The organism is Paramuribaculum intestinale (assembly GCF_003024925.1).
Classification (GTDB): domain Bacteria; phylum Bacteroidota; class Bacteroidia; order Bacteroidales; family Muribaculaceae; genus Paramuribaculum; species Paramuribaculum intestinale.
Genome location: NZ_PUED01000012.1, coordinates 1 through 21550, shown reverse-complemented (window position 1 = coordinate 21550; position 21550 = coordinate 1). Strand labels below are relative to the sequence as shown.

Sequence of the window (21550 nt, the reverse complement as noted above, 5' to 3'; positions counted from 1 at the left end):
CGGATCCGTTAATTGTTAACGTCGGCCGGCATGACAAAGTTACAATAAATATCCAACATTTATCGTTATCAGTAGGCATATACACGTGTGCGCATACAGGCGCATGCCTTATGTCAATGGCCGTCGACGATTCTAAATATATATATATCAGATATTTTGTACTGGCAGTGGTCTTTTTGGCCGCAGCTGCGGGCATGCCGTTGCCTTTGCAGGCTGCCTCGCCGGCCGATTCGCTGGCCATATCGCCGGTATCGCCCACAGTGCCCCGCACCTACGACGAATTGCTCGGCGCGCCCCTGCCGGCCGATCTCGGATTGCCGCGCAATGTGGTCAGTTCGGTCGAATATGATGCCGAAAGCGGTTGCTATGTATTGCGTACCAGGGTTGGTGACAAGGATATAGCCACTCCTTTTATCCTCACGCCATCGCAGTATGCCCGCTGGCGTGAACGCAACGAGCGGAGGCAACGGTTCCGTATGCTCGACGGCGGTCCGGGTGTTGACAATGATTCCGTGCGCCGGCGTGAGCGCCGTCAGTTCGATCTTCTCGACATGAATTTTGATCTCGGGCCGCTCGACAGAATTTTCGGTCCGGGCGGAGTGAGGCTGACCACCACCGGTTCGGTACAGATCACCACGGCCGTCAAGTCGACCAAGACCGACAATCCGGCTCTGTCGCTCAATTCACGGCGCAAGACATTCTTCGACTTCGACCAGAAGATACAGGCCACTGTGGCGGCGTCGGTGGGCGACCGTATGAAGTTCAATCTCAACTACAATACCGACGCTACTTTTGATTTCGACTCAAAAAACCTGAAACTGCAGTATGAGGGCACGGAGGATGACATAGTGCGCAATATCGAAGCCGGTAATGTGAGCATGACCACCGGGTCATCGCTTATACGAGGCTCCACGGCTCTGTTCGGCATCAAGTCGACGCTGCAGTTCGGCCGGCTGACAGCCACGGCTCTCGTGTCGCAGCAGAATTCCGAAACCCGTTCGATCAACACCCGCGGCGGAGTGCAGACTACGGCATTCTCGCTCAATGCCGATGAGTATGATGCCAACCGCCACTACTTTCTGGCGCAGTATTTCCGCGATCACTACGATGAGTTCGCCTCGCGGCTGCCATACGTGGGTGGAGGCATCAACATCACCCGCATAGAGGTGTGGATCACCAACAAAGGCAACAACTACAGTCAGAGCCGCAACCTGACGGCCTTCATGGATCTCGCCGAAACAACCCGTCTGGCTTCGGATCACTGGACTGTCAGTCCATCGGCCACAGTGCCGTCAAACACGGCCAACAATCTGTTGCAGACCATCAAGAACGATTATCCCACCGCACGGTTTATCAGTTCGGTCAGTCAGGCTCTGGCGCCGTTGGGTGTCTTTGGCATACAGGGCGGCACCGACTATGAGAAGGTGGAGAGCGCCCGGCTGCTGTCGGAGTCGGAATACACTCTCAACCCCACCCTCGGGTATATCTCTCTCAAAAGCCAGCTCGCGGCCGACGAAGTGCTCGCCGTGGCGTTTGAGTACACATGTCAGGGGCAGGTGTATCAGGTGGGCGAATTCTCGGCCGACATATCCGACACGAGCCAGAGCCTCTACGTGAAGATGCTCAAGAGCACTACGCAGAATCCGCGGCTTCCCATGTGGCGGCTGATGATGAAAAACGTCTATTCGCTCGGCGCCTATCAGGTGCAGCCCGACAATTTCAAACTGCAGGTGAAGTATCTGTCGGACACTACCGGCATAGAGATCCCCTATCTGCCTGTGGCGGGCTTGAGCTCCACGCCGCTGCTTCAGCTGATGGGACTCGACCGGCTCGACTCCAACCGGGAGGGTAATCCCGACGGTTTTTTCGATTTCATAGAGGGATATACCGTGCAGACGTCGACCGGCAAGGTGATATTTCCTGTCGCCGAGCCGTTTGGCAGCAATCTTGTGGAGCGCATAGGCAGTCAGGAGGCCGCCGCGCCGTTTGTGTATCAGGAGTTGTATGACTCCACGCTTGTGGTGGCGCGCCAGTTTGCCGACAAAAACAAGTTTGTGATCACCGGCGAATACCGTGCCAGCGGCGGGGCGCAGATAAGGCTCGACGCCATGAATGTGCCGCGCGGTTCGGTGGTGGTCACAGCCGGTGGAGTGACGCTAACCGAAAACACCGACTACACCGTCGACTACGCTCTCGGCATAGTCACCATCACCAATCAGAGCATCATCGATTCTGGGCAGGATGTGTCGGTGACGCTCGAAAACCAGAGCCTCTTCTCGACCCAGCGCAAGACTCTTCTCGGACTCGACATGACCTATCGGTTCAGCAAGGATTTCTATCTGGGAGCCACGCTGATGCATTATTCCGAAAAGGCATTGACCGAAAAGGTCAACATAGGCAACGAAACGGTCAGTAACACCATCTACGGACTGAATTTCGGCTATGCCACGGAGCTGCCGTGGGTCAATACTCTGCTCAACAAAGTGCCCACGATCGACGCCACTGCTCCGTCGCGTATCAGTCTGCAGGGCGAATTGGCGCGGCTGCAGCCTGCGGCGCAGAAGAGCGGATCGGACAAGGGGAGCTCGTTTATCGACGATTTCGAATCGAGCCAGACGGGCATCGACCTGCGCTCGCCCTACTCGTGGTTTCTTGCCTCCACCCCCTACGACAACGGCCCCGACCCGCTCTTCCCGGAAGCAGCTCTGTCAGACAATCCCGAGTATGGCAAGAACCGCGCGCTTCTCAACTGGTATTATATCGACCGGATGTTCACCCAGCGCAATTCATCGCTCTGTCCGGGCTATCTGCGGGCCGATCTCAAGCAGCAGTCAAATCCTTATGTGCGCGAGGTGACATCGCGCGAGATTTTCCCCGACCGTCAGCTCACCTATGGCGAATCGTCGACCATACAGACTCTCAATCTGTCGTTCTATCCCGAAGAGCGCGGTCCCTACAATGTTGACGCGGAGCGTATCGACGATCAGGGGCGGCTGCTGCAGCCCGAAAAACGCTGGGGCGGCATCATGCGGCGTCTCGACAACACGAATTTCGAGCAGAGCAATATCGAGTATGTGCAGTTCTGGCTCATGAACCCGTTTCTCGATCCGGAAAACCCCAATACCGAGGGGGGCGACCTGTATTTCAATTTCGGAGAGATATCCGAGGATATACTCAAGGATGGGCTGAAGTCGTATGAGAACGGAATTCCGGCCGACGGCGACGACCGGTTTATGCGCACTACGTCGTGGGGACGTGTGAGCGATCAGAACTCGCTCACCTACGCCTTTGACAACAACACTACAGCGCGCCGGCGACAGGACGTTGGACTCGACGGGCTTCCCAACGACGACGAGTTTGAATTTCCCACTTACGCCGGCTATGTGGAACAGCTGCGCGGACGGCTGTCGCCCGAGGCCCGCGAGCGCATGGAGGCCGACCGGTTCTCGCCTCTCAACGACCCGGCCGGCGACAACTATCATTTCTATCGTGGACGTGACTACGACGAGCAGCGGCTCGGCATACTGGAGCGCTACAAGCGCTACAACGGAGTGGAGGGCAATTCGCTCTCGCCCGAAGAGGCCGACGATCCGCTCTATCAGTCGTCGCGCAACATGCCCGATGTGGAGGACATCAATCAGGACAACACGCTCAACGAATATGAGCGCTATTTCCAGTATCGTGTGTCGATACGTCCGCAGGATCTGCGTGTGGGCACCAACTACATCACCGACAAGCAGACCTCGCTCGTGAGTCTGCGCGACGGCACCGATGCCGAGGTGGAGTGGTATCAGTTCAAGATACCGCTGGCCGACTTCGAGCGTGTGGTCGGTTCGATAAGCGATCTGTCGACGGTGAGGTTCGTGCGCATGTTTATGACAGGCTTCCGGCGTCCGACCCATCTGCGTTTCGCTACTCTCGAACTGGTGCGCGGAGAGTGGCGCACCTACGATTACAATCTCAATTCGCGAGGCGACATGCCCGCCTCCGGGCAGCTCGACGTGTCGGTGGTCAATATCGAGGAGAATTCGGGCCGTACTCCCGTCAACTATGTGTTGCCTCCCGGAGTAAGCCGTCTGTCGGATCCGGCCCAGCAGCAGATCGTGCAGCTCAACGAGCAGTCGATGTCGCTGCGTGTCACCGATCTGGCGGCAGGTGATGCCCGGGGCGTCTACCGCAACACCATGCAGGATCTGCGCAACTACCGCCGCCTCCAGATGTGGGTTCACGCCGAACAGCTGATCGACGATCCGACAGCGCTTCGCAACGGCGAGCTTTCACTGTTTGTCAGGCTCGGCACTGACATACGCAACAATTTCTACGAATACGAGATACCGCTGCGCCTGACCCCCCACGGGCACTATGCCGATACGCGTGCCGACCGCGAAAAGGTGTGGCCTGAGCAGAACAGGCTCGATATAGCCCTGCAGACATTCGTCGACGTGAAGAAGCTCCGCAACAGAGCCAAGACAGCCGGTGAGCCGGGAGTCGGCTATGCCACGCTCTATTCCGTTCACGACCCCGAATGTGAGGCCAATACGGTGTCGGTGCTTGGCAATCCGTCGCTCAGCGACGTCAGGGTGATGATGATCGGTGTGCGCAATACATCTCCGGCCGTAAAGGAGGGCACCGTGTGGGTCAATGAGTTGAAAGTGACGGATTTCAACAGCGAAGGCGGCTGGGCGGCCAAAGGTGTGGCCAATCTGATGCTTTCGGATATAGCTACAATCGATGTCGGAGGCCAGCTCGAAACGGCCGGTTTCGGCGCTGTCGACCAGGGATTGAATTCGCGGCGGATGGACGATTTCAGACAGTTTAATTTTGCCGTGCAGACCGATGTCGGCAAGATCGTGCCGTCGAAGCTTGCCCTACGCGCTCCGGTCTATTACTCGGTGGTGAAAGAAAACACCACTCCGAAATATAATCCGCTTGACCGCGATGTGCTGCTCAATGACGCTCTCGACGATGCTTCATCGCGCCACGAACGCGACTCCATCAAAGCCTATGCTGTGGAGCGCGCCACGGTGCGCAGCTTCAGCGTGTCGGGGCTGAACTTCGGTGTCCGCTCCAAGAATCCGATGCCTTGGGATCCGGCCAACTTCACGGTCAATTTTTCGTTCAACAGGCAATCGAAGGCCGATCCGACCACCGAATATGAGAATACCGACGACTATCGTGGTTCGTTGCAATACAGCTACGCCCCGCGTATAAAGCCTCTGAAACCGTTTGCCCGCATGGTGGGCCGGCGCAAGAGCATGAAGTTTCTATCGGACTGGGAGTTCAACTGGCTTCCCTCGCAGATAAGCTTTCTGACCACCATGTCGCGTTATTATCATGAGGAACAGACCCGCAGCGAGATCGATGCAGGAGTGAGGCTTCCGGTGCAGGTGGGCAAGAATTTTCTCTGGGACCGTCAGCTCAACCTCGCATGGAGTCCGCTGCGCTCGCTCTCGCTGACATTCAGTTCCAACACTTCGGCCCGCATCGACGAGCCTATAGGAGCCGTCAACAGGCGTCTGTTCCCTGACCGTTATAAGGAGTGGAAGGATACTGTCATGCAGTCGATTCTGCACCTTGGCACCCCCTGGGCCTACAATCAGACCTTCACCGGGGCTTACCGTGCACCGTTCAACCAGATTCCCGCCATAGATTTTCTGACCGGACAGCTTACATATAACGCCACCTACAGATGGGACCGCGGCGCCACGGTCGACGGTGTGACTATGGGCAACAAGATTGCCAACCAAGGGTCGTGGACTGCCGAGGGAAGGCTTGCATTCGATAAACTGTACAACAAGATACCGTATCTCAAACGTGTCAGCCAGCGCTTTTCAGCCTCGGCTCAACGCCCCGGGCGCGGAGGTCGCCGCACACTTGACCGGCCGAAGCGTTTCGAACGCAACTATCCGCTCAGCGCCGACACATCAACCATTGTGACGCACAATCTGCGCACAAAGAAGGTGAAGCTGACGGCTCTTGATCTCGACACACGCAGACCTGTCAGACTGCAGACACGTGTGGTCGACGACAATTCCATCGAGATACTCACCCGCGACGACCGCACGATACAGGTCCGGGTGGTGGAGCTGCGCAAGGAGCGCGACGGCTGGCTCGACGAGCTGGCGCAGTATGGTGCCCGACTGCTGATGTCGCCCCGGTCGGCTGCGGTCAGATGGCGCTCTTCGCGATCGCTCTCGTTGCCGCTGTTTATCCCTGATGTAGGCAATGTGTTCGGGCAGTCGCGCAGTTTCGGACCCATGTCGCCCGGACTTGACTTCGCATTCGGATTCACCGACGACAGTTATGTCGAAAAGGCGCTGTCGCGCGGATGGCTGATGACCGACGACGGTCAGGTGTCGCCGGCGGTGTTCTCGCGCACTTCGGAGGTCAATCTCGAACTGACACTCGAGCCGGTCAACGGCCTGAAAATACAGCTTATCGGCAACCGGACTGACAACCGCACCTCGTCGATACAGTTCATGTATGCGGGGATGCCTGTCACTTATGCCGGATCTTACACCAAGACCCATTGTGCGATAGCCACATCGCTGCGATCGTCGAAAGCCGCCGACGGATATGCCTCCAAGGCGTTCACCGACATGATCGAGGCCATACCTGTGGTGGCCTCCAGGCTTGAGCAGGCGTATGCACGCCATGATTATCCGTCGTCGGGATTCATGCATGGAAGTGCTCTCGCGGGGATGCCTTACAACCCGGCCAACGGCGGAGTGTCGCAGACGTCGAGTGATGTGCTTGTGCCTGCTTTCATCGCGGCGTATACCGGACGTGATCCCGGCCGGGAAAATCTTGATCCATTCCCCTCTCTTGCGTCGGTGATGCCCAACTGGCGCGTGACCTACGACGGCCTTGTAAAGTTGCCGAAAATGTCAGATCTGTTCAAGGCATTCACTCTCACCCACGCATATCAGTGCACTTACAGCGTCGGCTCGTATTCCTCATATCTCAACTGGGTGAGCGTCGAAGGCGAGCGTCTCGGCTTTACACTCGACGAACTGAGCGGCAATCCCGTGCCGTCATCACCCTTCAATATTTCGTCGGTTGCGATCACCGAGCGGTTTGCTCCTCTGATCGGTGTGGCCGTGACACTGAAAAACGATCTGACGTTTAATGCCGAATGGCGCAACCAGCGCACGCTGACGCTCAACACCTCTGCCGGACAGGTAGTGGAAGCCACTTCATCGGGGCTGACAGCGGGTGTCGGCTACAAGATCACCAATTTCAACACCGTCCTTAAGATCAGAGGCTCGCAACAGGGCATCAGCAATGACCTGACCGTCAATGCCGATTTTTCGCTTCAGACCAATCAGGCTCTTATACGACGCATCGAAACGGCCTATACACAGGCTACCTCCGGCACACGCACTCTCGGTGTGAATCTGACTGCCAATTACGTGCTTTCGAGGCGTATGACACTCGGAATGTTCTTCGAGCACCATGTCAATACGCCGATCGTTAGCTCGAATGCCTATCCCGTGACCGACAGCGCTTTCGGACTGTCGTTTAATCTGAATCTTTCGCGCTGACCTGTCGGCTTGAAGGCTTGGCTGATCAATGGCGCAAATATGTTTTTTTCGTCATAGCGGTTTCTTATTACGGAATTATTTCCGTAATCGGATTAAAAGATATAACTTTGTAGCCTGAAATCAAGATATGAAATCGTATTATGGAAGCTCGAAAGCTTAAAATCAGAGATTTGACGATGCGCGACGGACAGCAGTCGCTGTTCGCCACCCGTATGAGCCAGCAGACTATCGACCGGCTGTTGCCTCTTTATGAGAATGCAGGTTTCTATATCATGGAAGTGTGGGGCGGTGCCGTTCCCGACTCTGTGATGCGTTATCTCGGCGAATCGCCCTGGGATCGCCTGCGCAAGGCGAGCGAGGCCATGAAGGGAAAATCGCTTCTGTCGGCTCTGTCGCGCGGACGCAACCTGTTCGGTTATGTGCCCTATCCCGACAGCGTGCTCGAGGGATTCTACAAGGAGGCTATAGCCAATGGCTTGAACGTGATGCGTATATTCGACGCTCTCAACGATATTGACAACGTAAGGGAGTCGATCAAGATGATCAACCGTCTTGGAGGCATAGCCGACGGCGCGGTGTGTTACACTGTCGATCCCAAAAGCGAGCCCGCCAAGGGAGGTTTCGGAAGCCGTATGAGGCGCTTGTTCGGCGGCCAGTCGGAGCCTGAAAAAATATTTACTGACGAGTATTTCGTGGAAAAAGCTCTCGAAATGGAGGCTCTCGGTGCCAAAATCATAACCCTCAAGGATATGGCCGGCCTGGTCAATCCGCTGCGCGCCGCGTCGATCATCTCGAAGCTTAAGAGCCGTCTGAAAGTGCCTGTGGATTTCCACACCCACTGCACTCCGGGCTATGGCCTGGCATCGTCGGTGATGGCCATGATCCACGGCGTGGACATTCTCGACACCAACATCTGGTGGTTTGGCGGCGGCTCGGCCGCTCCGGCCATAGAGCTGATCTACGTGTTTGCCCAGCGCCTCGGCATAGAGGTGGAGGCCGACATGGAGGCGGTAGGCAAGATCCGCAACGAGCTTCTCGGCGCCCGTCGTGAGCTGGCTCCGTTCGATCTTGTCAAGGAGTTCCCTGTCGAATTCGATCCGCTGAACGATACACTCCCTGCTGAAATATCGCAACTTTTTGACGATGCTATCGCTGCCGGACGCGCCGGCGACGAGGAAGCGATGCTTGAGGCTTGTCATGCCATAGAGAACTATTTCCGCTTCCCCAAACCCAACCTGCTCGTGAAGAACGCCGAGGTGCCGGGCGGCATGTACTCCAACATGGTGGCACAGCTCAAGGCTCTGCAGTCGGAGGATGTGCTCGACGACGCTATGGCTCTCATCCCGAAGGTGCGCCGCGACGCCGGTCTGGTGCCTCTGGTGACTCCCACAAGCCAGATCGTGGGCAGTCAGGCAGTATTCCTGGCGCTCGACCGCAAGAAGGGCAATGCCGACTACACAAACAAGTCCAATCAGTTCATGTCGCTCATCAAGGGCGAATACGGACACACGCCTGTGGCCGTCGATCCGGAGTTCCGCCGTCAGATCACCGGCGACGCCGAAGAGCATCCCTATGACGTAAGCTCCTACAAGGCTCCCGAAAATCCGGAGGTGGCCGAGCTCGGAGGCATGAAGCTCGCGCAGAACGATGAGGAGTATCTGCTGCTTGAACTGCTTCCTAATGTCGCCACTACTTTCCTGCGCAACAAGCGCCAGGCCGAATATGACGCTCAGCAGGCCGCTGTCCGGCAGGCCGCAGCCGCCAAGGAGGCAGAAAAGGAGGAGAAGATAGAGCCTATCACCGGTGAGGTGGTCAGCGGACCGATGCCCGGAACTGTCCTGGAAGTGTCGGTAAAGCCCGGAGATACCGTCAAGAAAGGTCAGAAACTGCTCGTTTATGAGTCGATGAAGATGGAAAATGACGTCGAGGCCGAGCACGACGCCACGGTAAAACGTGTGTTTGTGAAGCCCGGCGACCGATTCGCTGCCGACGCCCCGATGATAGAGTATCAGGACTGATCCACTGGATCAGAACGGTATAGAACCGCAAAAGGCATCTTCCGCATAACGGCTTCACGCCGGATGTGCGGAAGATGCTTCTTTTTGTTGACAAAGTGTTGACAATAGTGTGACTTTATTGGAAATGATGCGGCGGATGGTTAAGTTTGTAATAAAAACAGACGGTATGCACGTCCCGGATATGTCATAGTCTTGAACTGTGGCTCTCGCTGAGAAGCGCCGATGTCTGTATGGCGGTTTAGCTTAAAACAGTGTATGAAACGGATTATCATCATATTATGCTCGATATTGGCCATTGTTGTTCTGACTTATGGACTATTGACGGCTTTGTCATCGCAGAACGACCTCAGGGTGGAGCTCACCCAGGGAGAGATCGGTGTGTTGCCTTTGGTCGATCAGAAAGTTATGGTGGAGATTGTGCCCGGCCTGCGGTTCAAGTTTGATACCGGCAGCGACATATCCACAATCACCGAAGCTGATCTGGAACGACTCCGGGAAATGGGGATGAGCGTCGAGAAGAAATTCTATCCGGTGATGGGGCGCGACGGTGACGGCAAGACGAGGATCTGTTTTGACCGTTATACGGTGAGCATTCCGCTGTATGACTATCACTTTGTAGCCGACAGCGTGAGCGGCGCTGTAAGGGCTGTCGCACACAAAGCCACACGTAACGTAGTGGAGGGTGTGGATTTCGCTCCGTCGCAGACCGGCTATTCGGTGCTCGGCATCGACTTCATACAGAAATTCAAGGTGGCCTACGACTATATGAACGGAGTCTTGAGACTGTACAATGATATTCCGGATGGGTATGAACCGTTCAACCGGCTTTATTATTCACGTTCTCTGGCCGACGCTCTGTGGCTTGGGCGGCGATATTATATGGACATGCGTGTCAATGGAGAGATGATGAACTTCTTTTGTGACACCGGTATCCGTGTGGCTATGGTGAAAATGTCGCCGGAAAGTCTGCCGAAATCATCAGCTGGATTTCCGGTTGATACGATTGTCACCATGGTGGAGAGCTATCCTGCTCTGAAAAATGATTCGGAGTGGATGGAGATCGGTTCGAGAGGTGGCAACGTGATAGTGTATTATTACGACAACGACGAGGAGAGGTTTGCTTTCAATCCGTTGAATCTGTTCGAGCAGGACTGTATGATAGATTTTGCCGGCGGGGAGGTGTATTTACGTCGTTATTTCGATGTCCCAAGACAGACTCCTCCTTTGGTTTCGTCTGTAGAGATTGTAGACTGAGACGGGTCAGAGCTGGTGAAGTATCTGTGTGAGATTGTGCTCGAGATCGGCCGACGACAGACGCGTGGTCAGACGTCCTTTGTGGGCGATGGATATGCCGCCGGTCTCTTCGCTGACCACGATGGCTATGGCGTCTGTCGCCTGTGATATGCCGAGTGCCGAGCGGTGACGCAGTCCAAGTGCGCGCGGCACGTTTCGGTCATGCGACACCGGCAGGATGCATCCGGCCGATTTCAGTCGGTCGTCGGCTACGATAAGTGCGCCGTCGTGGAGAGGTGAGTTCTTGAAAAAGATGTTTTCTATGAGACGTGAGTTGGGCAGGGCGTCAATGATGTCGCCCGACCGCTCGTAATTCTCAAGCGGGACATTCTGCTGTATGACTATCAGCGCCCCGGTCTTTGACTTGGCCATATTCATGCACGCATACACGATGGGGATTATAAGACGTCGTCCGCGCTCGTCGGCATCCTCTGCGGGATTGCGGTGGTGGAACAGGTTGCGCAGAAACCGCCAGCGCTTATGGTCGCCAAGCTCAACAAGAAATCGTTTGATCTGATCCTGAAACAGTATGACTATGATGAGCAGGCCTATCGACATGAACTTGTCGAGTATCGTGCCGATGAGCTTCATCTCGAGAATCTGTGAGGCTACCACCCACACCACGATGAATGCAAGCAGACCGTAGAATATGTTGATTGTGCCCGACTCCCGCATTATACGGTAGATGTAGAACAAGAGCAGTGCGGCAAGCGCTATGTCGAGGGCGTCGCGTAGGGTGAAGGGATCCATGGCGGAGAGGCTGCGAATTAGTTGTCTGGTAGTGAGCGATGTCGTGTGTGGCCGTTAGTCCGGGCATCGGGTGATGCGTGGATGTCAGCACCGACATAAACTGTGCAAAGTTACGAATTTTTCAGCAACTCAAGCAATTTTACAGTCTGTGATGCCTCGCGGGGGTCGTGGACGCGGATGATCGACGCTCCGAGCATAAGCGCCATGGTGTCGGCGGCCACGGTGGACGGCAGCGCGTCTTCGGTAGCTATGCCGAGTGCTTTTGTGAGCATGGACTTGCGCGAAAGGCCGATGAGCAGAGGCCGCCTGAGCGCCTGCGCGATGATCGGGAGCTGACGGAGAACCCTGTAGTTCTGTTCCATGGTTTTGGCGAATCCAAGACCCGGATCGGCTATGACGTCGGCTATGCCGAGCTGTGAGCAGCGTTCGATGACGTTCGACAGACGTGCGATGATATCCCCGGTCGGATCGTCGTCGGGATATTGTGTCATGGACTGCATAGTGGCGGGTGTGCCGCGCATGTGCATGGCTATGTACGGCACTCCGAGCCGTGCTACGATGGGGAGCATTTCCGGATCGTCGCCGCCGGTTATGTCGTTGACGATGTCGGCTCCCCCCTCTTCCACGGCTATGCGGGCCACTTCGGCGCGGAAAGTGTCGACCGACAGAGGTATGTCGGGGGCTACGCTTCTTACGGCTCTGCATGCGGCAAGCAGTCTGTCGGTCTCTTCCTGCGGGCTTACTTCGTCGGCTCCCGGGCGCGAGGAGTAGGCGCCGAGATCAATGACGTCGGCGCCGTCGGCAATCAGGCGTTCGGCGCGTCGGGCTATTGCGTCGGCTCCGTCGGCTCTCGAGGCCGCATAGAATGAGTCGGGAGTGGCGTTGAGTATGGCCATGACCAGCGGACGGTCGGCTGTTATGAGGCGTCGTGGCAGACGCATTGAGAACGGGGTGAAGCTGTATGGTGTCATGTGTAATGTCAGATTATGCCTGTAGAGCGTAAAAACACAAGTATTATGCCTGTGGGAGCGATATACCGCAGAAGTATGGTGAGCGCGGTCAGAGTGATGCGGCGGGCGGGCGACAGTTGCTCGCGGAGAATGTGGCGCGGCATCACCCATCCGGTGAATATGGATATGATCAGTCCGCCTGCGGGGAGCAGTATGTTGGACGATAGATAGTCGAACGCGTCGAAGATATTGAGCGAGAATATCCTGAAGCCGTCGAGCGGGCCGAAACTGAGGGCGCATAGTGTGCCGAACACGAGCGCCACGGTGGCGTTGGTCATTGTGGCCGTCCGTCGGCTCATGCCGCGCTCTTCGATGAAAAACGCTATGGCTGTTTCCGACATGGATATGGTGGATGTGAGCGACGCCAGTATCAGAAGGAAGAAAAACAGAGCTGACCAGAGCGGACCGAGAGGGAGCGAATGGAATATCGACGGGAGCACTTCGAATATCAGCGTGGGTCCGGCTGCAGGTGAAACGCCGAAGGTGAATACGGCCGGGAATATGATGATTCCCGACAGGATTGCCACAAGGGTGTCGAGAGAGGCAGTGGTGACAGCGCTGCGCAGCAGGGGAGTGCGTGATGAGAAATAAGATCCGTAGGTGGCCATGCAGCCGAGGCCGAGCGAGAGGGTGAAGAATGCCTGTCCCATGGCGCCGAGCGCTACCGAGGGGGTGATCTGCGAGAAGTCGGGGCTGAATAAAAACCGAAGGCCTTCGGAAGCGCCTGAAAAGGTGAGTGATCTTATGCAGAAGACGATCAGCAGTACGAAAAGGGTGGGCATGAGCAGATTGGAGATACGTTCTATCCCTTTGTTGACACCCCTTGCCACTATGACGAAATTCAAGGCCAGAAAGAGTATTGTCCATAGGACCGGACGCACGCCGTCGGAGGCCAGAGCGAGAAAGCGGCTGTGGTATTGCCCGCTGTCAAGTCCCGATAGCGAACCGGTGATCGACTCGATGAAGTATTCGAGTGTCCATCCGGCCACTACGGAGTAGAAGCTGATGATGGTCATCGAGGCCACGATGCCGATATATCCGGCTAAATACCATGGTCGGCCGGGGGCAAGAGCGCGGTAGGCGCCGAAGATGTTGGATCGTGTGGATCGGCCCATGATAAACTCGGCTGTAAGCACAGGCACTCCGATTATGAATATGAAAGCTATGTATAGCAGCATGAACGCGCCGCCGCCATGGGTGCCGGCTTCGTATGGAAACCGCCATATGTTGCCAAGACCTACGGCGGAGCCTACCGTGGCGGCTATCACGGCAAAGCGTGTGGCAAACTGGCCGCGACTGGCGGCTATGCTGTTGTCGGTGTCGGTGTGTGGTGTCATTGTCAGTTTTCGTGGGTGTTTTCAGCTGGTATGGTGTTGTGATCGAGCACCGATTCGTCGCGGTGGCTCCGTTCGCGGCCGGCTGGTGTCAGTCGGGGAGCGTTTTTTCTGGTGCGTTTTTTGCGATGCTGCCGGGTGACGGCTGAGTCGCCGTCGGCTGTAGTCTCTGCGATATTGTCAGTTGTAGGTGGGAGTGTGGCGGTTGTCGCGTGGGGAAGTGGCTGAGGGTCACCGCCGGAGCATCCGCGGGCTATGGCCACCGCACATATAGCGGCTGTCAGCAGTCCGGTCAGCAGCAGCAGGCCACGGCGTTCGGCGGAGGTGAATTTCTCGTAGGCCATTGGTTTGTCAGATGATGCTTGAGAGGAGTATGAAGAGTATCAATATCGGTGCTACGTAGCGCAGTATGGCCGTGATGATGCCCGGCATGTGCGAGGTGATCTGTCCGAAGTTGGTCAGCTGGTCGCGCAACAGACGGCGCGGAGCGAACCATCCCATGTAGACGCACAGGAGCAGAGCGCCGGCCGGCAGCATGATGTTTGTGGCGAAGAAGTCGAGAAAGTCAAAAATGTTGCGGCCGGCTATCGTGATTTCCGACAGCGGACCCTGCGACAGCGAGCATAGCGAGCTGAATAGAAACAAAGGCATGAGTGTCAGCAGGCACGCCTTGATGCGCGACAGCCTGAAACGGTCGGCCAGAAACGCGATCGTCACTTCGGCAATGGATATGGTGGATGTGAGCGCTGCGACAGTCAGCAGCAGGAAGAATGCCGACGACCATATCGCGGTGGCCGGCATGTGGGCGAACACCTCGGGCAGTGTGATGAATACCAGTGTGGCTCCCTGAAGGCTTTCGTTCTGCAGTCCGAACGATGTTACCGACGGGAAGATTATCAGTCCCATCAGTATCGCTACAAGCAGATCGAGCAGACTGACCGTTACGGCTGTTCGACACAGACGTGTGTCGCGCGGGAAGTAGGATGAATATGTGATGAGTATGCCCATGCCGAGCGACAGCGAGAAAAATGCCTGTCCGAGAGCGCTGAGCACCACTCCTGTGGTGATCTTCGAGAAGTCGGGGCGCAGGAAGAACGTCAGTCCGGCCTTGAGCCCCGGAAGTGTCATGGCTACTCCGACGAGTATCAACAGCAGCAGAAACAGTAGCGGCATCAGTATGTTGGATATCCGCTCTATGCCTTTCTGCACTCCCAGTGCCAGCACTACAAGGTTGAGCATGATCATTAGATAGGTGTTGACAAGCGGATTCCATCCGTCGGCAATGAACTCTTTCATGCGCGATGCGAAGTGGGCCGTGGAGTCGGCGGCGGCAGTCAGCCCGTCGTAAAGATGGCCGCTTATCGACTGGATCAGATATTCGAGTGTCCATCCGGCCACGACCATATAGAACATCAGTATCATATAGCTGGCCATGATGCCGAGGGCGCCGATGATCCACCACCGGCGGTTGGCACCGATATTCTTGAAGACTCCTACGGCATCACTGCCTCCGGCTCGGCCAAGTGCGAATTCGGCTGTCATGACCGGCACTCCGAGCAGAAACACGCAGGCTATATAGATGATAAGGAACGCGGCTCCGCCGTTGGCCTGCGTTTCGGCCGGGAAGCGCCAAACGTTGCCGAGTCCTACGGCCGACCCCACCGTAGCCGCGACAAGGCCTATCTTTGATGCGAATTTGGGTTTGTCTGACATTGAAAAACTGACGATGTGTAAATATTCGGCAAAGATAATGAAAAAACTGTAAGTACTCAGCCATCTGCTGTAATTAGGACGCGTTTATACCCGTCTTTCCCGGCATGATTTCAGTCGATCGGGCGAGCTGTGTGACAAATTTCGGAGTGATGTCAACGAAATTGAGACAGAGTTGTTGTAACTTTGCATTCATGAAACTGCTCGTAAAGATATTTGACGCGATGATGCGTGTCCCGCCGGTCGTGTTGTCGGCTGTGGCCATAGGAGGCATGCTTTGGCTGACTCTTGCGCCGGATCCGCTGCCCGACGAAACGCCAGGTCTTTTCGAGGGTGCCGACAAGGTGGCTCATTTCCTGATGTTCGGTGTGATATCCGCTCTTCTGGCTCTTGACATATACAGACTGAAAGGCTCACGACAGGCATGGCTCGCCGGAGCTGTTGTTTCGGGTGCGCTTGGCGGTATTGTAGAGATACTGCAGTATGCCATGGGTGCCGGCCGTTCTGGCGACTGGGCCGACTGGGTGGCGGATATGTCCGGAGCCGTTGCCGGCGTCATAGTGATGAAGTATGTGGCCGGCCGCCGTAATGACACATTAAAACAAGAAAGCTGATGACTGATATAGTTAGATACACGCTGATGCTTCTGGGTGCCGCTGCTGTGGCGGCTTTCTCCGGATGCAGCTCCAAGGTGAGCAGCCGTCCGGTGGTGACGGTGAGCATCGATCCGCAGAAGTGGCTGCTCGACAGTATTGTGGGCGACAAGGTGGAAGTGAGATCATTGCTTCCCGGCGATGCCAATCCTGAAAACTTCGATCCGCCTCTGGCGGCGTTGAAATCGGCCTCCGGCGGCATATTGTATATGAAGATGGGTCATCTTCCGTGGGAGGATGCGCTCGCACTGCGCCTGAAGGATGGCAACGGCCGTCTGCGTGTGGTCGACACCTCGGAGGGGATAGATCTGATAGCCGACAGCGGTCACTCTCATCTGCATGATGACGGAGATGATCATCATGATCACGCGGGAACTGACCCGCATACGTGGACCTCCGTGCGCAATGCGCGTGTGATAGCTTCGAATATGCTCGACGCTATGGTGGAGGCCGATCCGGTCAATGCCGACGAATACCGTCGCCGTCATGCCGAGCTCGACCGCGGTCTGGCGAGGATGGACAGCGCCATGTCGGCTCGGCTCGCTCCGCTGCGAGGGCAAGGCTTTATGGTGTGGCACCCTTCGCTGAGTTATTTCGCGCGCGATTACGGCCTGACGCAGATAGCGCTCGGCGGCGGGGGCAAGGAAATATCTCTACCCGGACTGATGGATCGGCTGCGTTCGGTGTCCGCATCACCAGGCCGGCTCGTGATGTTCGTTCAGCCGCAGATGGACGAATCGGGGCGCTCCGACGCCATAGTGCAGGCTACTGGGGCACGCAAGGCCATGTTCAATCCCATGGCTGCTGACTGGGACAAGACTATGATGCAACTCGTCGACAATCTGACAGAATGGACAAACAGCAACGACCTGTATTGATAAGCATGCGTGGCGTGGGACTCCGCCACGGGCTCCGTCGGGTGCTGTCGGGAGTTGATCTCGACATACACCGTGGTGACTTCATGGCGATAACCGGCCCCAACGGCGGCGGCAAGACGAGTCTGCTGCGCATCATACTCCGGCTTCTCAGGCCGAGCGAGGGCGAGGTGGCGTATTTCGCTGCCGACGGATCGCGTGCCGATCGTCTGGATGTGGGCTATCTGCCGCAGAAAAACACCATCGACTCGCATTTTCCTCTCACGGTGTCGGAGGTGGTGGCCTCTGGACTTCTCGGATGCAGGGGCATGAGTCGCAAGGATGTGGAGGAGCGTACGAATGCCATCCTCCGCACAATAGGCATGGAGCGGCATGCCTCGCAGCCGATCGGACGCCTGTCGGGCGGACAGGTGCAGCGATCGCTTCTCGGCCGGGCGCTAATATCGGAAGCACCGCTGCTTATACTCGATGAGCCGCTGAGCTACGTCGACAAGCATTTCGAGCAGCGTATCTACGAAATCCTGCGCGAGAAGGCCGGTAACACTACGATAGTGCTCGTGAGCCATGAGATGACGGCTATCGCGGCAATGGCCACGCGTCATATTATTGTCGACGGGACGGTCCATGTGTGTCATTCCGACAACCATCGTGTGGTGTGTGACTGCGGCTGAATTCCAGGTTGACGCGTATTCCGCCCGCTTTGCCCGAAAAAAAAGTTGTCGGGCTATAATTTTGATTTTCAGCAGCGTTTCGATTTTGTGAGAAAAATGTATGCAAAAAAATAGTCAGAAAATTTTGGTGGTTCGGAAATAATGCCTACCTTTGCATCGCAATCGGGAAAACGGTTGCACCGACTTGCGAAAATAGCTCAGTTGGTAGAGCACGACCTTGCCAAGGTCGGGGTCGCGGGTTCGAGTCCCGTTTTTCGCTCAAAGAGAACATAAACATACTTCATCAGCCGGCAGTCAGCAGGCATCCAACTCGCGAAAATAGCTCAGTTGGTAGAGCACGACCTTGCCAAGGTCGGGGTCGCGGGTTCGAGTCCCGTTTTTCGCTCCAATGCAAAAATCAACCCATGGAGTTTGCTGACAATCCAAGCAGATGAATTTAAGTCCGGATGGCGGAATTGGTAGACGCGCTACTTTGAGGGGGTAGTGATCATTGGATCGTGTGAGTTCGAGTCTCATTTCGGACACTTCAGAAAATCTCAGATGTTTGAATTTCAAACATCTGGGATTTTCTGTTTTTATCCCCCTCAACCGTACTCTCTCAAATCCCATCCCCGTGGACTATGAAATCCTAGGCATCATGAACATCATGTATGTGTCAGTGACAGAGCGCACGCGTGAGATAGGTCTGCGCATGTCTATCGGCGCCCGAGGTGTCGACATCCTGTCGCAGTTTCTCATAGAGGCAGTGATCACAAGCGTCAGCGGTGGCATGATCGGCATTCTCGTGGGGCTGATAGCGTCATGGCTGGTCAATTTCATAGCCCACTGGCTGGTCTATGTGCAGCTCTATTCGGTAGTGCTGTCGTTTGCGGTCTGCACTGTCACCGGAGTTTTTTTTCGGCTGGTATCCGGCCAAGAAAGCCGCAGGACTCGATCCTATCGAAGCGATCCGTTACGAATGATGAGAGTCTGGTTCGCACGCATTCTCTTCCTGTCACCATGGCATAAGCATATATTCCCATCCTGTTTATTTGCATCTATGGATAGTCGCAGTGGCGCCCCGCGTGAGCGGGACTCCACCGCGCTTTATATTACTGCGTCGCTGTGCTGACTGTCGCCTTACTGCGTCGTGTCGCTGTTTGTAGGGGGGGGAGATCTCTATCGTTGGCTGATTGTATGGTTGTATTAGTTTGTATTGGATGGCTCTGTGGGTCGTTCCGCCAGTCGTCATGTCGGCTGTTCCGTCGGTTAGTTGGTCGATCGGTCAGTTGATTGGTTGGTCGGTTGGATGGGCTGCTGTCTGGGCTGCTGTCTGTCGGTGAGTTGGGCTGCAGTCCGCAATCTGATCCTGGAGTGCCTGAATCCGCATTCGCGGTAGCTTTTTTTCGGGTCAGCGTGTATGTGTACGGATGTATAAAAGCGTTGAAAATAAGTTTCAGATCGCTTATTTTCAACGCTTTATACTTGGAGCGGCAAACGGGGTTCGAACCCGCGACCCTCAGCTTGGGAAGCTGATGCTCTACCGACTGAGCTACTGCCGCATTGAAGGTTGCCGGCGCGGCAAAAGGCGCCGGCAACCTGTTGTGTCAATTTCTATAAACGCTCTCGCTGTCGATTAGTTCAGCACACCGGAGAGGTTGAACTTCGAGAATTCGAGATCCTGTGCGGCGCGCTGTGCCATCGACGGATCAAGCTTGATGGCCTGGCGGAGGCTGGCGGTGAGCGCCTGGCTGTTGTTGGTGCGTGCACCCACTACTGCCATCAGATAATATGTGGTTGCGTCGGGAGTGGCGATAGCTGCCAGAGTCGACTTGGCCTTGCTGTAGTCTTTGGCAAGGATCTGCGCCAGAGCGGCGTTGTTGGTCTTGCTGTTGCCGAATGCCTTCACGGCTGCTGCTGCGTCGCCCTTCTTGAGGTAGTACACTCCGAGAGCGTCACCAAGCTCGTTGAGGCCGGCGGCATTGCCGAAGTAACGGTTGGCTGCGTCGTAGTTGGAGTTGAGCAGGTCGATCAGACCGAGGTTCATCTGCACTTCAGGAGCGTTGGGCGCAAGCTTCTGTGCCTGTGCGAAGCAGGCCTTGGCTGCTGCGTAGTCGCCCATTTCGTATTTCACCATGCCGAGGTTGTTGAAGCCGCGGAAGTCGTTGGGATAAAGACGTGTTGCGGCTGTGTAGATAGCCTCCTTGCGTGCGGGCTTCTCTGTGAGCGTGGCTGCATAGAGGAGTTCGTCGACGGTCAGCTTGGAGGGGTCTGTGTCGAAGAGATGGTTGATCTCGGCGTCGCTCTTGCCGATGACGTCGACCGATGCCGTGATGCGCGAGTAGCGGAGCTGCGGCAGGATCTCGTCGGCCAGAGCCTCAAACACGTTGGCGAGGTTGCGGATCTCGCGTTCGCGCTGCTCGGGATCTTTATACATCGAGAGCACGCTGAGGATGAGCTGCTTGTCCTGGATGTCGCTGGCGGCAACAAGCTTCTGGAAGCCTTCCCAGTCCTCGGGAGTGAACTGTGCGGTGAGTTCGCCGAACTCTGTGATCATGTCCTTCTTGAGCTGCTTTTCAAGATATGTGGCGGTGTTGTCTTCGCGACGCTCGGCCAGCTGGGTGTTGAATTCGAGCGAGCCGTCGGGCGATGCATACGAGGAGATGTTGAGCTCCTTGATCACGCGCGATGTGTCGGCGTGGGCAGCTTTCAGATCATTGTTGAAAGCTTCCATCTGTGCGGTCTTGAGTTCGCCCGGACGGATGTTGGCCTGGTTGATGAGGAAGCGGATGTCGGCGCTGTACTTCTCGTTGATGATGCGCTGGAACTTGTCGGGAGCGATGGCCGGATCGACTGTGCCTGCGTTGGCGAAGGCGGCTGTTGCGATAACGCCGTCGGCTACCTTGACGCGCGGAAGCACATACTGCTTCTTGCCCTGCTCAACGTTGAATTCCAGATAGAGCTCGCTCTTGATCATCTCGGGAGTGTAGGCGAAGTTGGCGGGAATCACAACGCTGCCGCCGAGGTCGTAGCTTACGACGGGATCGTTGCCGCGCACTTTCTCACCCTGATATTTGACGGGGGTGCCCGATGTCTGGTAGTTGCCGTAGACAAGCACCGGAGTTACGGTGACGGTGGCGTTCTTCACGAAGAACTTTGCAGGCACGTTGCCTGTGACGGTGGCGGGCACCTGTGTGCCGACTACTTCAAGCGGGTTGGGGTTGCAGTTGAAGTAATCAGCCGAAAACTGGTTCATCTTCTTGCTGCAGCCGCTCACTACGATCATGGCAGCTGTCGCAACAGTCAGACCTAAAGCTTTTTTCATAACTGATGTTTTGGATATTTTTGTTTTTGTAGTTGCGTTGAAACGTGCCGTAGGCTTGGATGCCTGCGGTATTCGGGTGCAAATATAGTGAATTATAATGGGCTTTGTCAAGCTAATGAGCCATTTTTTTTCTTTTTTTCTGTAATAATGCTGATTTTCGTGCGAATTAATCATTACTTTTGCACTCAAATAAAAATACTGAAGTTTATTCGAAAATGAGAAAATGGCGTATTGACGACAGCTCGGAGCTGTACAATATCAATGGATGGGGTCTGAAATATTTCTCCATCAACGAAAAAGGTCACGTGGCTGTGACTCCGCGCGAAGGTTATGCATCGGTCGACCTCAAGGAGGTGATGGATGAGCTTCAGGTTCGCGATGTCACGGG

Annotated in this window: 12 protein-coding genes, 4 tRNA genes and 1 pseudogene; 10 read left to right on the top strand and 7 right to left on the bottom strand. The window is 55.8% G+C overall.

Annotation, left to right across the window (positions count from 1 at the left end; all coding sequences use genetic code 11):
• Positions 1 to 116: 116 nt before the first annotated feature.
• The 3 genes from sov to C5O24_RS02090 all read left to right on the top strand — a co-directional run bounded on the left by sov (position 117) and on the right by C5O24_RS02090 (position 10816).
• The gene (gene sov, locus C5O24_RS02100) at positions 117 to 7544 is read left to right on the top strand and encodes a T9SS outer membrane translocon Sov/SprA (protein WP_161553763.1); all 7428 of its coding nucleotides are present in this window, start codon (positions 117 to 119) and stop codon (positions 7542 to 7544) included.
• A gap of 140 nt (positions 7545 to 7684) precedes the next feature.
• Positions 7685 to 9562 (top strand): hydroxymethylglutaryl-CoA lyase-like TIM-barrel protein, encoded by a 1878-nt coding sequence (locus C5O24_RS02095; protein WP_107036076.1) that lies wholly within the window; start codon positions 7685 to 7687, stop codon positions 9560 to 9562.
• A 255-nt stretch (positions 9563 to 9817) separates the two neighbouring features.
• Positions 9818 to 10816, top strand: coding sequence for a pepsin/retropepsin-like aspartic protease family protein (locus C5O24_RS02090; protein WP_123549350.1), 999 nt, complete (start codon positions 9818 to 9820; stop codon positions 10814 to 10816).
• A gap of 6 nt (positions 10817 to 10822) precedes the next feature.
• Here C5O24_RS02090 and cdaA read toward each other — a convergent pair whose 3' ends face one another.
• The 5 genes from cdaA to C5O24_RS02065 form a co-directional block, all read right to left on the bottom strand.
• A complete protein-coding gene (gene cdaA, locus C5O24_RS02085) occupies positions 10823 to 11605 on the bottom strand; it encodes a diadenylate cyclase CdaA (RefSeq protein WP_107036074.1) in 783 nt (260 codons plus the stop codon).
• A 110-nt stretch (positions 11606 to 11715) separates the two neighbouring features.
• The gene (gene folP / locus C5O24_RS02080) at positions 11716 to 12576 is read right to left on the bottom strand and encodes a dihydropteroate synthase (protein WP_107036073.1); all 861 of its coding nucleotides are present in this window, start codon (positions 12574 to 12576) and stop codon (positions 11716 to 11718) included.
• 8 nt (positions 12577 to 12584) lie between these two features.
• A complete protein-coding gene (locus C5O24_RS02075) occupies positions 12585 to 13952 on the bottom strand; it encodes a sodium-dependent transporter (RefSeq protein ID WP_107036072.1) in 1368 nt (455 codons plus the stop codon).
• A gap of 2 nt (positions 13953 to 13954) precedes the next feature.
• Positions 13955 to 14293: a hypothetical protein gene (locus C5O24_RS02070; protein ID WP_107036071.1), complete on the bottom strand. Its 339-nt coding sequence runs from the start codon at positions 14291 to 14293 to the stop codon at positions 13955 to 13957.
• 7 nt (positions 14294 to 14300) lie between these two features.
• A complete protein-coding gene (locus C5O24_RS02065) occupies positions 14301 to 15662 on the bottom strand; it encodes a sodium-dependent transporter (RefSeq protein ID WP_107036070.1) in 1362 nt (453 codons plus the stop codon).
• Between the two features lie 191 nt (positions 15663 to 15853).
• Here C5O24_RS02065 and C5O24_RS02060 point away from each other — a divergent pair, with 191 nt between their 5' ends.
• The 7 genes and pseudogenes from C5O24_RS02060 to C5O24_RS02030 all read left to right on the top strand — a co-directional run.
• On the top strand, positions 15854 to 16273 hold the full coding sequence (locus C5O24_RS02060; RefSeq protein ID WP_161553762.1) for a VanZ family protein: 420 nt from the start codon (positions 15854 to 15856) through the stop codon (positions 16271 to 16273).
• Entirely contained in the window at positions 16273 to 17190 is a 918-nt protein-coding gene (locus C5O24_RS02055; RefSeq protein ID WP_107036068.1) for a metal ABC transporter solute-binding protein, Zn/Mn family, read from the top strand. Before C5O24_RS02060 ends, C5O24_RS02055 begins: the two co-directional genes overlap by 1 nt.
• The gene (locus C5O24_RS02050; RefSeq protein WP_107036067.1) at positions 17163 to 17858 is read left to right on the top strand and encodes a metal ABC transporter ATP-binding protein; all 696 of its coding nucleotides are present in this window, start codon (positions 17163 to 17165) and stop codon (positions 17856 to 17858) included. Before C5O24_RS02055 ends, C5O24_RS02050 begins: the two co-directional genes overlap by 28 nt.
• Before the next feature lie 186 nt (positions 17859 to 18044).
• A tRNA-Gly gene (locus C5O24_RS02045) sits at positions 18045 to 18117 on the top strand.
• 53 nt (positions 18118 to 18170) lie between these two features.
• Positions 18171 to 18246: transfer RNA gene (locus C5O24_RS02040), tRNA-Gly, on the top strand.
• Positions 18247 to 18298: 52 nt separating this feature from the next.
• Positions 18299 to 18382: transfer RNA gene (locus C5O24_RS02035), tRNA-Leu, on the top strand.
• Positions 18383 to 18486: 104 nt separating this feature from the next.
• Positions 18487 to 18820, top strand: a pseudogene (locus C5O24_RS02030) (ABC transporter permease); the annotation flags it as partial.
• Positions 18821 to 19323: 503 nt separating this feature from the next.
• On the opposite strand, the gene C5O24_RS02025 reads toward C5O24_RS02030, so the two are convergent.
• Positions 19324 to 19399: transfer RNA gene (locus C5O24_RS02025), tRNA-Gly, on the bottom strand.
• A gap of 74 nt (positions 19400 to 19473) precedes the next feature.
• Positions 19474 to 21162: a tetratricopeptide repeat protein gene (locus C5O24_RS02020; RefSeq protein ID WP_107036066.1), complete on the bottom strand. Its 1689-nt coding sequence runs from the start codon at positions 21160 to 21162 to the stop codon at positions 19474 to 19476.
• Between the last annotated feature and the right edge of the window lie 388 nt (positions 21163 to 21550).

Bases quoted from the DNA above. Each gene is read 5' to 3' on its own strand.
- C5O24_RS02055 (WP_107036068.1), top strand. From the start codon at position 16,273: ATGACTGATATAGTTAGATACACGCTGATGCTTCTGGGTGCCGCTGCT.
- C5O24_RS02065 (WP_107036070.1), bottom strand. From the start codon at position 15,662: ATGTCAGACAAACCCAAATTCGCATCAAAGATAGGCCTTGTCGCGGCT.
- folP (WP_107036073.1), bottom strand. From the start codon at position 12,576: ATGACACCATACAGCTTCACCCCGTTCTCAATGCGTCTGCCACGACGC.
- cdaA (WP_107036074.1), bottom strand. From the start codon at position 11,605: ATGGATCCCTTCACCCTACGCGACGCCCTCGACATAGCGCTTGCCGCA.
- C5O24_RS02060 (WP_161553762.1), top strand. From the start codon at position 15,854: ATGAAACTGCTCGTAAAGATATTTGACGCGATGATGCGTGTCCCGCCG.
- C5O24_RS02020 (WP_107036066.1), bottom strand. From the start codon at position 21,162: ATGAAAAAAGCTTTAGGTCTGACTGTTGCGACAGCTGCCATGATCGTA.
- C5O24_RS02070 (WP_107036071.1), bottom strand. From the start codon at position 14,293: ATGGCCTACGAGAAATTCACCTCCGCCGAACGCCGTGGCCTGCTGCTG.
- C5O24_RS02075 (WP_107036072.1), bottom strand. From the start codon at position 13,952: ATGACACCACACACCGACACCGACAACAGCATAGCCGCCAGTCGCGGC.
- C5O24_RS02090 (WP_123549350.1), top strand. From the start codon at position 9,818: ATGAAACGGATTATCATCATATTATGCTCGATATTGGCCATTGTTGTT.
- C5O24_RS02095 (WP_107036076.1), top strand. From the start codon at position 7,685: ATGGAAGCTCGAAAGCTTAAAATCAGAGATTTGACGATGCGCGACGGA.
- sov (WP_161553763.1), top strand. From the start codon at position 117: ATGGCCGTCGACGATTCTAAATATATATATATCAGATATTTTGTACTG.
- C5O24_RS02050 (WP_107036067.1), top strand. From the start codon at position 17,163: ATGGACAAACAGCAACGACCTGTATTGATAAGCATGCGTGGCGTGGGA.